Raw genomic sequence first — 14,203 nt, 5'->3', positions numbered from 1 at the left:
GCTTATACCGCTCGTTCGACCTGGTCGTCGGCGTAGTCGAAGAAGAGCTGTAGCTCTTCCCGTGTGAAGGGCCTCGCCTCCGGGTCGCCTTCGTAATCCTGCAGGTGAGGCAAGGCATTCCACTCGTGACAGATCGCCACCGGGAAGGTGCCAAAGGCTTCCTCGCATGCCGGACCCCAGCCGTAGCGGGCGTCGATGAGGAGCTCGGTGAACAGCCGGACAGTACCCTGGTAACTGCGAACCGTGGACGGCGCCAAGCGCTTCTCGCTCGTCAGCGACGCGGACCATTCGTCCAAGTGGGCCGGCGCCCATCGCCACGGGTACTCGTTCGTGAAGTCCAGGAACCGGCGGATCAGCCGTTCCCTCGGGTCGATCGTCTCGTCCTTCAGTCCCCGCGACTTCTACTGAGCACGCCAGCCCCGCAGCATCGCGTCGAACATTGCGTCCTCGGGACGCAGCTGGACCACCCCGGAGACGAGCTCCATATGGGCCGCCCCGGCAAGGGCCACCTTGCGCTGATGCACCACTCCAGACCATCCCTTCTGGAGGGCAGATCATGCATCAGAAGGGATCGGTTCGGCAACACCCCTGCTCAGAAGGCCAGCTCGTAGGCTCCGCGAACTCCTTCCGATTCCCGTCGCGACCAGGCGACCTGCAACTTCTCGCCCGGCTGATGCAATTCCCGAGGGCTCATGTAGATCGCCGTAGTCGATGCGTGGGAATGGCCGACGTTTTCCTGTACGAACCGGGCCGGATAGCCGAATTCAGTCGCGTGTGTGATCCACCTGTGCCTCAGGCAGCGCAGGTCGAGGTCGGCGTCCCGGCGGGCGGCGACGAATGCCTCGTTGATCGACCGCGGGGACAGCCGGCCGACCCGCTCGGTGATCCACAGAGCGGGGTGCCGCCCGTGGGGAAAAGCTGCGGGCGGACCTCGGCCAGATAGTGGTCCAGGGTGTCGGTGACCCAGTCCATCTCCGGGATCAGCAGCACAGTCCGCCGCTTCGGCGGTGCCCCCTTGCTCGACTTGCCGAACCGCACCATAACGCTGCCGTACTTGCCGTACTGCGGCGTCTTGCGATTCCGCCGCAGGTCGGCCAGATCGACCTTGGATGACTCGGTGCGGCGGGTGCCGTAGGCGTAGATCGTCTTCAGGACGGCCGCATCGCGTAAAGCGGACAAGGATCCCTTGCGGCCCAGGCCGCGTATCCGGCCCGGCCGGGCGTCGGCGGCGTCGAACAGGGCCTGGACCTCGTCGTAGGTCAGCGGACGGCGGCGCGGGTCGGCCTCATACTCGACGGTGTGCAGGACCGAGTTGCCCTCGTGGAAGACCGCCTGGGGAACCTCGCCGAAGCGCTCCAGGCACGTGTCGATCCACTCGTAACGGGCGTCCAGCAGATACTCGAGGAACAGGCTGACCGTCACCTCGTAGGTGCGGGCCGTGGACATCTGGATCGGATCGGCCCCGCTCCGCAGGTGCGCGATGAACGCCTCACCGTCCGCAGGGGTCCACTGCCACGGGTACAGGCCGGTGAACTCCTCAAGCCGCTTGATCAGCCGTAGCCGCGGGCGGATCGTCTCCTCCTTCAGGAACCGCGCGGACTGCTGCCTCGCCCACCCCTCCAGCATCGCGTCGAAGACAGCTGGCCCACGCCAGCACGAGACGTGCCGAACCCGGCGCTTGCACACTCACACACCTGTTGCATCAAATGCAACATTGTTGAGTCTGCGTGCTGGGGTCCAGGTCGACGCCGTGATCAGCCTGACAACGGGGCTGCCCCCAAGGGCTGCCGACCAGCGACAATGCTGCTGCCGTCACCGTGCGCAATGTTGTATCTGATGCAATTCAGCACGTTTTTGCGGACCACATACGGGATCTTGAGACCGCGAGCAGCCCATGGCAGGCTCATGCCGCATGATCGATGAATTCGCGAAAGGCAACCTGCACGGGAGACTGTGGCGGGACCGCAAGGCGCTGCTCTGGAAACTCGACGGCTTGTCCGAATACGACGCCCGCCGACCTTTGACAGCGACCGGAACCAACCTCCTCGGCCTGGTCAAACACGTGGCTACCGTCGAGGCCAGGTACTTCGGCGAGGTCTTCGACCGCCCTTCCCCGGAACCGCTGCCCCGGTGGCAGGACTCCAACGGCAGTGATCTGTGGGCGACCGAGGACGAGACCCGCGATCAGATCATCGGGTTCTACCGGCGTACGTGGGAACACTCGGACGCGACGATCAACGAGCTTCCCCTGGACGCCCCCGGCCACGTGCCGTGGTGGCCGGAGCCTTATCCCAACACGAACCTGTTCGCCATCATGGTCCATGTACTCGGCGAGTCCATCCGGCATGCCGGGCACGCCGATATCCTGCGCGAGGGCCTCGACGGCCGGACCGGGGTGCGCGCCGAAAACGAGAAGCCGATCGACGAGGAAGCCCGTGCAGCCTGCTGCGCGAAGATCGAGCAGGCCGCCAGGTCGGCCGCACCGATCAAGGCTTAGAGTTGTCTCACGTGACTTGATGTCCGTGCGGCATGATGCCGGTCGTGGGTCCTGATCTATCGAAGCGTCTGGTTCCTGATGAACTCTGGGAGCTGGCCTGCCCCGTTGCTGCCGTCGTTCGCTGCTCGTCCGCAAGGTGGTGGGACCGCTCCGTGTGACGAGCGGGCCGTGATCACGGCAGTGGTGTACGCGCTGGCCAGCGGCTGGACCTGGCGGCATCTGCCGCCGACGTTCGGCACGTCGCCCGCCATTGCGCATCGCCGCTTCACGGTATGGGGCGCCTCCAGAGCCCGGGTGCGATCGCCCCCTCGCCGGTGTCCCTGCCGTCGGCCGCGGCGCCGAATCCGGTGACCGGCCGGGCCGCGCCCGGCCGGGTTGTACTCGGCATCGACACAAACCAGGGGCACTGCGAGACCGTGCTGCGGTCGTTCCACGCCTTTCATCTGGAGGAGGGCACGGGCCGATCATCAGCCCGTTCCCCACCGCGCGAGAGCGCCGCCGTCGGCCGGGCGCCGCAGGCCGGGCGACACGGCAGTCGACCGGAGGCCGGTACCGACCTTCGGTGCCGCGCCGCTTGCCGCGGCGAATACCCGACGGCCGGTTCAACGACCTGTTCGCCGCGCTGGGCCACAACCGGGACTGGGCCCTGCTCGCGTTCTGAGTCTCCAACGGGGCTTGGGCGAGCGAGCTGCTGACCAGCCGGCAGCGTGACCCGCTGCCCGGTGAGCAACTGCTGGGAGTGATCCGCAAGGGCACGCAGACGCACCAGCAACTGCCGTCTTCGCCGGACGAGCACCCGGCAGTGCCCACCGCGGTCGCCGTAGCACACCCGGCAATCTGTTCGACGCATCCCGTCAGCTTCCCCGCATCATTGATGTGGAGGGAACCATTCGAAACGGTGCGGCATCTGGCCTGGCATGGGTTTCGGGATGTTGTTCTTCGGACTGGTCTTCATGGGCGGGTGGGCGGCGGCCGTCGCTGGGCTGGTGTACGCCGCCGTTGTGCTGGTACGTATCTCGCCCCGGGACTGGGTGCGGCGCGACGGACACCCGGCGGTGCGGCTGCTGGTGCCGACGCACGCGTACCTGCGTCTTGACGTGGTGCTCGCCGTGTCGGCCCTCCTGGTCGATCTGTGGCTCGTGTCGGCGGTCATCGTGTTCGGGTCGGACGGCATCTTCACAGAGGACTGGATGGGTTACCCCGGGATGACGGATCCCTCCGGGCAGGGCTATCAGGCCGGAGCGGTGAGCGCACTGCGCACGACGGCGTGGTGGACCTCCGGGATCGCGGCCCTGTGTCGGTGCTGGATCACAGCCGGCGTACAGGTGTGCGTCCTGCCGTTGGCTGCGTCATGGATCGGATCGTTCGACACCTACTACACGTGATGTGTGTGACCGGCCACGGCCCTGGCCGCACATGCTCCAGCGCAGCGGCCCTGAACGACCTGATCATGGAGGCTGTGGACAGCTCGCCCGACGAGAAGGTGGGTGAGGTCACCGTTCAGATGACCAACAAGGGCGCGAAGACCTGCTCGGCGACGGGCTTCGCGGGCGTCGACTTGAAGGACATCGATGGCACGTCCGCCCCTGTCCATCGCGGCGGTGAGCAGCCCCGCATCACCGACCTGAAGCCCGGTGACACCGCCACCTTCAGCATCTCGTACGAGGTCGACTTCAGTGGCGACAGCCTCGCGTCCCCGACCAACATCATCGTGACGCCGCCCAACGAGACCCACAGTGTGTCCCTGAAGTGGCCCGCGGAGGCGCTGAAGCTGGCCGGTCCGTACGACGACAAGATCCAGGTCCACCCCGTCGGCATAGCCAACTGAGTACCGCGAAGTCGGCCCTGTGCTGGTGAAGCTCCGGCCGGGGGACATGTCCCCCGGCCGGAGCTTCACCAGCACAGGGCCGGCGGGTCTTGGAGATGCCCGGTGTCCGCGAAGCGACTGCATCCCGCCGCCTGGGCCCAGCTCGTCCGCACCGATGTTCTTGGCGAAGCGCTGCCGCTTGTCATTCGTTCGGGTTACCTGGCTCGCCGGTCCGGCACCGGCCCAGCAGTCTGTTTACGTGGCTACCACGGACGACGACATGACTGACCTGGCAGATGCGGAGGAGCGCTCGCTACCGGCATGCGTCGGCGGGCCTGGGGCGGGAGTAACACAGCGGCCTGGCCCAGGGCCGGATCCCGGCAAGAGCAGCATGCTGCGGGTGATGGCACTGGCCAGCCTGCCGACGGGTGCTGCCGACCTGGAGGCCCGCCGCTGGGGAAGCCGAGGCGGCCGGCGCGGACACGCCAGGAGTTCGGGCCGCGAGGCTGACCACCGGACTACCCGATGACTTCCGGGTCATTGAGGACGAGACGCTGTTTCGACGAAATGGGAGTGCACGGCCATGTGGGATATCAAGAGCATCACAGCGGCCAACGGTGAACCAGTCGGTGGAGTATGGGGTGGGTCCGGTTCCAACATCGGCCAGCAGCAATTGGGCACACCGCTCGCCGACGAGTCCGCCGGCTACGTCGTCTCCTGCGGGGACATCGGTTCCCTGACCCTGGTTCCGACCGGCACGACCAATGGCATGACCAACCTAACGATCAACGGTTCCGTGCAGCTCCAGGTGGTGGGTGATGTCCTCATCTCGGTTCTCGACGACAACACGGTGGAGATCACGAACGGCGGTTGGCAGCGTTACCCACTGTTGAGCCAAGCCAGTGACGTCGGCCCGATCGTCCAGCTTGTTATGTTCCTGGTGAGCGGTGCGCAGCCCTTGTGGGAGGCCTGGGACACGGATCCTTTGCAAGTTCTGAGCCAGGCCGGGCTTCCGGACTCCGCCATGGACAACCTGGGTGACAGCGTGTCAGGCGCACCAAGCGGCCAAGACCAGTTCACCGCGTGGCTGAAGACCGTCCAATTCAGTAGAGCGTCCTCCCTCAGTGACGAGGCGTGGGCGAGCTGGCTGAGCTGCACACTGTGCAAATGTCTTGTCGCTGGAGGTGCTGCCGCCACGTTCGTGCTCGTCGCCGCTGCCTGCATCGCTACCGGACCCGCAGGTCTGGCAGCTGCCGCCGCGGGGATCGCACAGTTCGACGCGATCATTGCGATCGCCACGGCAACGAGTCTCAGCGTCCCGACGGTCGCACAGGCAGCCGCCGCAGCCTTCTTCTCCGCAGGCGCTGCTGCGTTTGTCGGGGCGGTACTCGACGCAATCTGCCAGGCCACTGGCGCCTGCAGCGACAGCGGTTTCGTGGCGCCGTCCGGACTGCCTGTACGCCACCCCCTGCGCCCCGCCATGTGAAACAGACAACCTGTGGGAACATGTGGGTGGCCGCCTCTGAGAGTGGCGACCGGCGGTAGGCGTCCGCACGCATCGGATCGGCAACCGGCAAGAGGCCATCATCCGGAGGCCTGGACTCCTCCAACCTGGGTGGCCGATCGGCCAGCGGTCTCCGCCGGGGTGCGGGAGCGAGGCACCGCGAGACTCAGGTCGAGGCGCTTGTCCATGTCCAGGCGGAAGGTGCTGTACGGGTTGACGTTCGACCAGAACAGCGCGGTCAGGCCGCGCCGGTCCTCGTCGGTCAGCTTCTTCGCCCAGGCCGGTTCGGCCAGGACCTGTTCGCACCAGCAGGGTGTTGACGTGCACGAGCGCGGACTGGAGCAGGTGCAGGGCGAGCATCGAGGTCCCGGCGTGCCGGAATATTGCCACCGGGCGGCGATTTCAGAGACCCTGGCCCCGCTGCCCAGCTGGGCAGCCCTCCCATTCCGCGAAAGGCCGCACGGAAGGCGGTCACGGGGTCGACGGTGACGGCCCGGGTCTGCCGTCCGGTGCCCGATCCACGCTCAGGCGCCGGACGGCGGCGTCGCAGCCCGGCGCGGTCGGCTGTGCGGTGGTCTGCAGTTGCGTGGCCAGGCCGGCGTCCACCGACAGCGAGGTAGCGCGCGATCTCGCCGCCCCCCATCAAGTGCCCGGCCAGGTCAACGTTGGTCAGGCCCAAAGCGGACGGCAGCTTGTCCAGGCCCGCGGCGAACGCGTCGTAGTCGTAGCCCGTGACCGGCTGGCTTGAGCGCCCGAACCCCCGCTGGTAGGAGGTGATCACCCGACGTCCCGACGTCAGTAGCGCATGCTCCTGGCGCTCCCAGCCCGGCAGTTGAGCGGGAAGCCCGCGATCAGCACGATTGGCCGACTCGATCCATGGTCCTCGTAGTACAGCCCGATCGGCCCAGAGTTCTCCTGGCCCACGGTAACGAAGGGCATGACATTTCCTTGGAATGTCCCACGCAGTTCTGTCAACAAGCCAGGCAGGAGCCCGCGTCCGCGACGTGGGGTGCCCCGGCGGATCAGTACGCTGGGTGTGACTTCCTCTCCAGCCTCGGGGTATTCCTCGAAGCCGTCTGGAGCCTCCGCGTCAGGCGCCGGCAACGCCGTGGCCGACCATGGAGAGCGGATCGACAACGGAGTCGAACGTCTTCTCGTCGACGTGACCGCTGGCCAGGGCTGCCTCTTTGAGCGTCTGACCATTGGCCAGCGCGGATTTGGCGATGTGTGCGGCGTTCTGATACCCGATGACGGGGCTCAGCGCCGTGACCAGCATCAGGCTCTCGTCAACGTACTGGGCAATCCTTTCCCGGTTGAGCTCCGTGCCGCTGACGGAGAATTCCCGGAACTTCTCCATCCCGTCGGCAAGGATGCGCGCGGAGTGAATGAAGTTGTTTATAATGACCGGGCGCATAGCATTCAACTCGAAGTTGCCCTGGCTCCCGGCGAATGCAACTGCTGAGTCGTTGCCGAGCACTTGAATTGCGATCATAACGATGGCTTCGCACTGGGTCGGATTGACTTTGCCGGGCATGATCGAGGAGCCGGGTTCATTCTGTGGAAGCAGCAGCTCGGCGAATCCGGTGCGCGGGCCCGAGGCCAGCCACCGCATGTCGTTGGCGATCTTCATCAAGGCCACGGCCAGTGCGCGTAGTGCCCCGTGCGCCCGCACCATCGGGTCCAGGGATCCCTGTGCCATGAACTTGTTCTCGGCCGTGGCGAAGGGCTTGCCGGTCAATTCGGCGATCTTGTTCGCGACGTCCCGGCTGAAGCCCTTTGGCGCGTTCAGCCCCGTGCCGACGGCGGTGCCGCCCAGGGCAAGTTCGAGCAGGCAGCGGCGGCTGTGCTCGATTTCCTGGATGCAGGCGTGCAGTTGCGCTGCATAGCCGGACCACTCCTGTCCGACGGTCAGCGGTACGGCGTCCTCGAGGTGCGTGCGGCCGATCTTGACGACCTCGGCCCATTCCGTGGCCTTTGCCTCGATGGATGCGGCGAGTTCCCGGGCCTGAGGCAAGAGATGCTCGTCGATCTGTTGCACGGAGGCGATGTGCATCGCGGTCGGGAAGCTGTCGTTGCTGGACTGCCCCATGTTGACGTCGTCGTTCGGGGCGATCGGCTGCTGCGTCCCGAGCGTGCCGCCGAGCAGCTGTGACGCACGGTTTGATATGACCTCGTTGACGTTCATGTTGCTCTGGGTGCCCGACCCCGTCTGCCAGACGAAGAGCGGAAAGTGGTCGTCGAGCTCCCCTGCGATCGTCTCCTCAGCTGCCCGTACGATGGCCTGCTTCTTCCACTCGGGCAGCCGCCCGGCGGCTGCGTTCACCAGCGCTGCCGCCTTCTTCACGTAGCCGTAGGCGTGATAGACCTCCTTCGGCATCCGGTCGTCGCCGATGGAGAAGTGGAGGAGCGAGCGCTGCGTCTGCGCGCCCCAATACCGATCTGCCGGCACCTCGACGGTGCCCATGCTGTCGAATTCCTGCCGGTTTCCACTGGCTTGGATCCCGATCGCCGTGTTCTGCATCTTAGAGGGCAACTGGTTGTCGCTCATTGCCCGCCCTCCGGTTCGTCCGTGGGGTAGGTCGGCTGCCACATTGAGTCTTGGACAGCCTGAATGAGGTCGTCGTGGGACTTGGTTGCGACACCGTCATCTGCCGCGGCACGGGCGACGGCGACCGCGACCGTCGCTGAGGACGCCCTCAGGTTCGCGACCGGTGGCAGGAGTGATGCTCCTGGCAGCGACACATCGACCTGGCTTGCCACCGCCTCGGCGGCGGCAAGCAGCATGTTATCCGTTACGTGCCGGGCACCCGAGACGATCGTTCCGAGGCCGAGCCCCGGGTAGAGGAGGGCGTTGTTGGCCTGCCCGATCTTATAGGAGACCCCGTTGTACTGGACCGGCTCGACCGGGATACCGACCGCCATCAGTGCTCTGCCCTCGGACCACGGCACTGCATCCGACGGCATGACTTCGATACGGCTCGTCGGGTTCGACAGCGGCAGGAGGATCGGACGCTCGACGCCCTCGGCCAGCGTGCGCACAACGTCCTCGGTGAACGCGTTGTGTGCGGTGGAGGTACCGATGAGGATGGTGGGCTTGACGTGTTCGACGGTGGTGAGCAGATCGATCTCACCGTCAGACCAGTCGCTCACCTCCGACTTCGGCCGTGCATAGACCTGCTGGTGATCGGGCAGGTCTCGCATGTCATCGGTGACCAGGCCGTGGACGTCGACGAGCCAGATGTTCTTCTTCGCCTCCTCGGGGGTCGCACCGTCACGCAGCATCGCTGCGTGGATCTGGTCGGCCATACCGGTGCCGGCGGTGCCCGCGCCGAAGACGACGAGCCGTTGCTCGGACCAGCGTCCCCGGGTCACCTTCAGAGCCGAAAACACTGAAGCCATGACGATGGCACCGGTGCCCTGCATGTCGTCGTTGAAGATCCGGTATCTGTCGGAGTTCTCCACCAGGATCCGCCGGGCGTTCGACGGTCCGAAGTCCTCGAAGTGCAGAAGCGCGCTCGGGAACAGTTCGGACACGGTCTCGAGGTAGAGGGCGATGAAGTCGTCGTACCGCTTTCCGGTGACCCGTGCGTGCCGGTTACCCAGGTACGACGGATTGTTGAGAAGCTGCTCGTTGTCTGTCCCCACGTCAAGGTTCACAGCTATGACACGGTTGGGATCGATGCCGGCGGCAGCGGAGTAGACGGCGAGTTTCCCAATGGAGATGTCGGTCCCGTTGACGCCCCAGTCCCCGATGCCCAGAATCTCCTGGGCATCGGAAACGACGATCAGATCGACATCATCTGCGCCAAGACCCAGCGACTCGAACGAGGCCCTCACGTCCTCGGAACGGTCGATCGACAGGTACACCGCTCGCGAGTCACGGTAGTCGACGGACCACTTCTCGATCGCCTCGCCGACTGTGGGGTCGTAGACCACAGGGAGCAACTCCTCGAGGTGGTCGGCGAGCAGCTTGAAGTACAGCACCTGATTGCGGTCGTGGACCTCGTTGAGGTAGATGTACTTCTGCAGGTTGGAGGGCTGCTGCCGCAGCTGCGCGTAAGCGCGGTCGGCCTGTTCGTCGAGAGTCTCAACGGCTGCCGGCAGCCGACCCGTGATCCCGAGCTTCGCCCGCTCCTCCAGCGTGAAAGCCGTGCCGCGGTTACGGTAGCGATCCTGCAGCACAGTTGGCCTGACAGGCATTGATGTACCTCCAGCTGTCGTGAGCGCCGTGCGCTCATGGGCGAGCGTGGCTACGCCGGCGTGAGGGCCCGTCACCAGGCCCACGGTCGGCTCTCACCAAACGATTGCTGTCATGTTCACGGCCTTCCCGTGCCGCACACGGCCGCTTTGACACTCGGGTTCTGCCCGCGGCGCGTCCCAGGCGGCCTTGCCACTCGCGGTTACCCGGGAGGCGATCACTCGACGGGAGTCTCGGGCTGCATCTCGTAGGAGCGCTGGATGGCCGGGCGGCGGGTCCCGAGGCCGTCCGTGACCTTGCCCTCCCACGGAACCGTCTGGAGGCGCTTGGTCTCCTCAAGAATCGACTTGGGCTCCAGGTTGCGGTAGCTGTCGACTTCTCCGGCGGCGACAGCCGTCAGCGTGGCGAAGACCGCTTCAGGGTCGAATCGCGGGCGGGGGAAGGCGAGCCTGGAATGGTCGAAGAGCCTCTGCGACGGGTCGTCCTCCCAGCTTTCCCAGGTCTGGAACATTCCGTCGTTGAAGCCTGTCAGGAAGGGCCCCGGGTTGACTGTGGCGACTTCGACGTTGTATTTCGGCAGCTCGTAGGCCATGGTCTCGGCGATCGCCTCAACCGCGTGCTTCGAGGCAGAGTAGATGCCGGTAAACGGGTTGACGTTCAAGCCTTCCCGCGAGGACACCCAGACGATGTGGCGGGCCCCGCGGTTGATCATCTGCTTGGCGACTCCCTGGGTGAGGGCGAGCAGCCCCGTGACGTTGACCTCGAACCCTTGCCGAATGTTCGACTCGGGAATGTCGACCGAGGAGCCCCCCTCACCGACACCGGCATTGTTCACCAGAATCTCCACACCCCAGTCGAGGGCCTTGCGACGGTCTCCCTCGTTGGTCACGTCGAGCTTCTCGACCCGAAGCCTGACCCCGTGCTCAGCCGCCTGCCATTTCAGCGTCTGCACCTGGGCGTAGATCTCCACTCCGGCGATCACATCGAAGCCCTTCTCAGCGAGGCGTATGGCGGCTTCGAACACGAAGTCAGTGCCCGCTCCTGCGACAAGGACCTTCATCAGTGCTGCACCCGCCATGTCAAGGGTTTCCTTTCAAGTTCCTGGTCCCACAGCCCTCGAAGGACGCACAAGGGCCGATGCACGGCGCTCGGAGCAAGAGCTGAGTCTGTGCGGGGTGACTGCGACCGACCTTCGAAGCTGCCCGTCACACACAGCGGCAGACCTTGATCCGAAGGTGCGCGGCGAGTCCGTCTCCGGCCCAAGAATCAGTCTGAGCCCGCAAACGGCTACCAGCAACTCAGGGAAACTCAATCTGTCCAGAATTGAATTCAAGTGCCAAAATTCTGTATCTATGCACTACTGGTCTCAAAAACTTACCCGGGCCATCCAAGACGGCTTGGTCCCGAGCGGGACTGATCCACCCAGCTATGGCGAACCAGCCGGGCCGACTCATGCGCTTATGCAGCCGTAGCCAGAACAATCCATTTCAGCACGGCTCGAGGCCTGAGGTCCATGATCTGTTGGAGCGCGCTTGTCGGCGTGCTCGCCTATGTGCAGAGCCGCGTACGGATGAACGTGCAGAGCATGGAGCCCTGTGAAGCGCGAGCGTCGTTGTTCGAGATGATGGGGCGGTGTCTCTTCGTTATTTCAATCAGACCGGCTGGATCGCGATCTTCAATGGGACCGACACGGAGATCGGCCGCATGGTGCGTGTGGAGGGCTGGGACCAGGCGACGGGGACGGCTCTGGTCGTGGATCCCAAGCGTGGAGCCCTGCGTGCGGTGACGGACTACGAGGACTTCTCTCACTTGGAGCGAGCCGATCAGGTTGTGGCTGCGGTGCCTGGTGGGGGGTGGCGGGTGCACTGGAAGGACGAGGGCCCGGGGGGAACACCGCTGACGGAACAAGTGCTGGCCTGGCTCATCACGTCGCAGGGGCGGGCGACGGCCATCACGGTCGATGCCCAGGGGCATGTCGAGGATGCTGATGGCGCCGACGCCTTCATCCCGCCGGGTGAGAGCCCGGTGTCCTGATCGCAGCTGGTCAGGCCACGTCGTTCTCTCGCTCGATGGCTTCGAGGCGGTTCTCCAGCCGGTAGCTGGGGCCGTTGATGGAGATCACTTCGCAGGGGTGGAGGAGTCGGTCGAGGATGGCGGTGGCGAGGACCTCGTCGCCGAAGACCTGGCCCCATTCATCTGGGGCTGGCACTTGTTCCCTCACAAGGGTTGCCGTTGCCACCTGGCCGTATCCCGCTCCTGGGGTCCTCGTTGGTTCTCGCGGTAGCACTCCAGTTTTCCAGGTGCTGCCTTGACCGTTCAGGTGCGAGGAAGGTGTGCCGGTGGGCGAGGCCAGACTCCAGGTCATCGCGGGCGGGGCCGTCCCGCAAGAGCCCCTGGCGACGGACCCGTGGCAGTTCCAGGCCGCGCGTGTCGACGCGTTCGTCGCCTCGTGGCGGGCCCGCGGGTTCAGCCCGGTGACCATCGACAACGACATCGGCCTGCTGGAGCGGACGCTGACCGCACTGGGCCGGCCCGCGTGGGAGGTGACCCCGGAGGACATCGACCGCGTGGTCGGTGACCTCGCGGTCAAGGGCCGCAAGACCTCGACCCGGCGCGAGTATGTCCAGATCTTCAAGGGATTCCACCGGTTCCTGCAGGCCCGCAAGGCAGCCCAGATCGAGGCCGCGTTCGGCATCCGGCTGGTCTGCCCGGTCGACGAGTTCAATGCCTCCCGGCATGTCGGCGACGACTCCCCGGCCCTGGTGCCGCCGCCGACACCTGAGCGGGTGGCGGAGTTCTTCGACTTCATGAAGCAGCGGATTGCGACGGCGAGGAAGTACGGACCCGCCGCGAGGGACTATGCGATGTTCCGGACCCTGTATCACGCCGGGCTCCGCTCGGAGGAGGCATCGCTGCTGGACAAGCCGGACGTGCACTTCTCGCGAGGTCCGTTCGGGAAACTCCACGTCCGCTTCGGTAAGGGGGCCCACACCTCCGGGCCGCGGCCGCGCTGGGTGCCCATGCTAGACGGCTTGGACCTGGTGCTGCGGTGGTTCCTGGACGACGTGCGGCCAAGGCTCCCCTACTCCCCGGTGCTGTTCGCCGACGAGTCCGGCGGGCCTCTGCATCGTGGGACGATCCGCAACCGGCTCCGCTATCTCATGGAACTCGAAGGACGCCCGCCGTCCGAGCGGTTCAGCCCGCATGCCCTGCGGAGGGCCTGCGCGACCCACAACTATGAACGCGGCGTCGACCTGGTGGCGATCCAGCAGATGCCCGGTCACTGGACGGTCAGCTCGACCATGCGTTATGTCCGGCCCTCCGCGACGTTCATCGAGGACGCCTATCAGCGGGCCGTCGCCGGCACTCTGGCCGAGCTGACCGGGAAGGACACCACGGCATGAAGATCCGATGGAGGCTTCGGATGGCCGCCGCCCAGCGCGAGGTGTGGACCGGGACCGAGTTGCGGCGTCTGCTGGCCGAGAAAGCCGGCCTGGAACTGTCCTCCGCGTCGGTGTCCGCGCTGTTCACCAAGGAACCGTCGCAGGTGAAGATGACCACGCTGGCCGCGTTGTGCACCGCGCTGGAGTGCACCCCCAACGACCTGATCGAGGTCGACACCACCCCCGTTGAGCGGCCCGTCGCACCGCCCCGGCCGGTCGCCGACCTCCCGCAGGCCGCCTCCGGACGGGGCCGGTCGATGCCGCCCCTGTGACCGGCGGAGACCGCGGTGGGCAAGAGGCAACGGGACTGCGTCACCTGCGGTGCCCCGGTCGGCTATCGCGACCGCGAGCACTGCTGCCTGTGCTGGCGCCGTATGAAGGAACAGGCCACGAAGAGGACGTGTCCGTCCTGCGGCAAGGACCGGGTGCTTCAAGAGGACACCGGCCGGTGCATCATCTGTTCGCGCGTCTGCGAACAGTGCGCTCACCCGGTCCGCGCGGCCGGGAACCGGCTATGCCGGGACTGCCGCCGCAAGGCCGAGCGGACCGCGGCCCTGCAGCCCTGCCCGCGCTGCGGCGAACCGGGCTATCTCCGCGACGCAACAGGGTGGTGCGGCCATTGCTCCCGGCCCCGGCAGAGCAAGCAGCCGCCGCGGGTCTGAGGTTCCCCCGAGATGCGGGGAGAGGTGACAGCGGGTCAGATGGGTCTCAGGAGAGGAGACCAGACGATGCCTGCCCCGAGGAAGTACCCGCT

General features: G+C 66.0%; 17 protein-coding genes and 1 pseudogene. 8 read left to right on the top strand and 10 right to left on the bottom strand.

Going from position 1 to position 14,203, the window contains the following annotated elements:
• Positions 1-2 precede the first annotated feature (2 nt).
• The 4 genes from ACFZDL_RS40390 to ACFZDL_RS40375 form a co-directional block, all read right to left on the bottom strand.
• On the bottom strand, positions 3-296 hold the full coding sequence (locus ACFZDL_RS40390; RefSeq protein ID WP_353595554.1) for a hypothetical protein: 294 nt from the start codon (positions 294-296) through the stop codon (positions 3-5).
• Between the two features lie 105 nt (positions 297-401).
• Complete coding sequence (locus tag ACFZDL_RS40385) at positions 402-524, bottom strand: hypothetical protein (RefSeq protein WP_353595555.1); 123 nt, start codon at positions 522-524, stop codon at positions 402-404.
• Positions 525-592: 68 nt separating this feature from the next.
• Complete coding sequence (locus ACFZDL_RS40380) at positions 593-850, bottom strand: tyrosine-type recombinase/integrase (protein WP_391193860.1); 258 nt, start codon at positions 848-850, stop codon at positions 593-595.
• A complete protein-coding gene (locus ACFZDL_RS40375) occupies positions 793-1,626 on the bottom strand; it encodes a site-specific integrase (protein WP_353595556.1) in 834 nt (277 codons plus the stop codon). Before ACFZDL_RS40375 ends, ACFZDL_RS40380 begins: the two co-directional genes overlap by 58 nt.
• A 286-nt stretch (positions 1,627-1,912) precedes the next feature.
• On the opposite strand from ACFZDL_RS40375, the gene ACFZDL_RS40370 reads away from it, so the two are divergent.
• From ACFZDL_RS40370 to ACFZDL_RS40350, 5 genes are all read left to right on the top strand, one after another.
• Positions 1,913-2,497: a DinB family protein gene (locus ACFZDL_RS40370; protein WP_353595557.1), complete on the top strand. Its 585-nt coding sequence runs from the start codon at positions 1,913-1,915 to the stop codon at positions 2,495-2,497.
• A 78-nt stretch (positions 2,498-2,575) separates the two neighbouring features.
• Positions 2,576-2,848, top strand: coding sequence for a transposase (locus ACFZDL_RS40365; RefSeq protein WP_353595558.1), 273 nt, complete (start codon positions 2,576-2,578; stop codon positions 2,846-2,848).
• 566 nt (positions 2,849-3,414) lie between these two features.
• Positions 3,415-3,882 carry a hypothetical protein gene (locus tag ACFZDL_RS40360; RefSeq protein ID WP_353595559.1) on the top strand — a complete coding sequence of 156 codons (468 nt, stop codon included), beginning with the start codon at positions 3,415-3,417 and terminating at the stop codon, positions 3,880-3,882.
• Positions 3,849-4,325 (top strand): DUF4232 domain-containing protein, encoded by a 477-nt coding sequence (locus tag ACFZDL_RS40355; protein ID WP_391193803.1) that lies wholly within the window; start codon positions 3,849-3,851, stop codon positions 4,323-4,325. Before ACFZDL_RS40360 ends, ACFZDL_RS40355 begins: the two co-directional genes overlap by 34 nt.
• A 562-nt stretch (positions 4,326-4,887) precedes the next feature.
• Positions 4,888-5,790: a hypothetical protein gene (locus ACFZDL_RS40350; RefSeq protein WP_353597268.1), complete on the top strand. Its 903-nt coding sequence runs from the start codon at positions 4,888-4,890 to the stop codon at positions 5,788-5,790.
• 280 nt (positions 5,791-6,070) lie between these two features.
• Here the strand turns inward: ACFZDL_RS40350 and ACFZDL_RS40345 are convergent, their stop codons facing one another.
• The 5 genes from ACFZDL_RS40345 to ACFZDL_RS40325 all read right to left on the bottom strand — a co-directional run bounded on the left by ACFZDL_RS40345 (position 6,071) and on the right by ACFZDL_RS40325 (position 11,084).
• Positions 6,071-6,607 carry an alpha/beta fold hydrolase gene (locus ACFZDL_RS40345; protein ID WP_391193857.1) on the bottom strand — a complete coding sequence of 179 codons (537 nt, stop codon included), beginning with the start codon at positions 6,605-6,607 and terminating at the stop codon, positions 6,071-6,073.
• On the bottom strand, positions 6,604-6,747 hold the full coding sequence (locus ACFZDL_RS40340; protein ID WP_391193801.1) for a hypothetical protein: 144 nt from the start codon (positions 6,745-6,747) through the stop codon (positions 6,604-6,606). The genes ACFZDL_RS40345 and ACFZDL_RS40340 overlap by 4 nt, the downstream gene beginning before the upstream one ends.
• A gap of 151 nt (positions 6,748-6,898) precedes the next feature.
• Entirely contained in the window at positions 6,899-8,356 is a 1,458-nt protein-coding gene (gene fumC / locus ACFZDL_RS40335; RefSeq protein WP_353597267.1) for a class II fumarate hydratase, read from the bottom strand.
• A complete protein-coding gene (locus tag ACFZDL_RS40330; protein ID WP_353597266.1) occupies positions 8,353-10,083 on the bottom strand; it encodes an NAD-dependent malic enzyme in 1,731 nt (576 codons plus the stop codon). The genes fumC and ACFZDL_RS40330 overlap by 4 nt, the downstream gene beginning before the upstream one ends.
• 140 nt (positions 10,084-10,223) lie before the next feature.
• Complete coding sequence (locus tag ACFZDL_RS40325) at positions 10,224-11,084, bottom strand: SDR family oxidoreductase (RefSeq protein ID WP_353597265.1); 861 nt, start codon at positions 11,082-11,084, stop codon at positions 10,224-10,226.
• 554 nt (positions 11,085-11,638) lie between these two features.
• Between ACFZDL_RS40325 and ACFZDL_RS40320 the strand changes: the two genes are divergently transcribed.
• The gene (locus tag ACFZDL_RS40320) at positions 11,639-12,040 is read left to right on the top strand and encodes a hypothetical protein (protein WP_353597264.1); all 402 of its coding nucleotides are present in this window, start codon (positions 11,639-11,641) and stop codon (positions 12,038-12,040) included.
• A gap of 10 nt (positions 12,041-12,050) precedes the next feature.
• Here the strand turns inward: ACFZDL_RS40320 and ACFZDL_RS40315 are convergent.
• Positions 12,051-12,200, bottom strand: a pseudogene (locus ACFZDL_RS40315) (ATP-binding protein); the annotation flags it as partial.
• 145 nt (positions 12,201-12,345) lie between these two features.
• Here ACFZDL_RS40315 and ACFZDL_RS40310 point away from each other — a divergent pair.
• Positions 12,346-13,410: a tyrosine-type recombinase/integrase gene (locus tag ACFZDL_RS40310; RefSeq protein WP_353597263.1), complete on the top strand. Its 1,065-nt coding sequence runs from the start codon at positions 12,346-12,348 to the stop codon at positions 13,408-13,410.
• On the top strand, positions 13,407-13,721 hold the full coding sequence (locus ACFZDL_RS40305; RefSeq protein ID WP_353597262.1) for a helix-turn-helix transcriptional regulator: 315 nt from the start codon (positions 13,407-13,409) through the stop codon (positions 13,719-13,721). The genes ACFZDL_RS40310 and ACFZDL_RS40305 overlap by 4 nt, the downstream gene beginning before the upstream one ends.
• Positions 13,722-14,203: the final 482 nt, after the last annotated feature.

Source organism: Streptomyces sp. NPDC007917, assembly GCF_042959105.1.
Lineage (GTDB): Bacteria > Actinomycetota > Actinomycetes > Streptomycetales > Streptomycetaceae > Streptomyces.
Note: the sequence above shows the minus strand (reverse complement) of the source record. Positions and strands in the feature narration are given on the sequence as shown.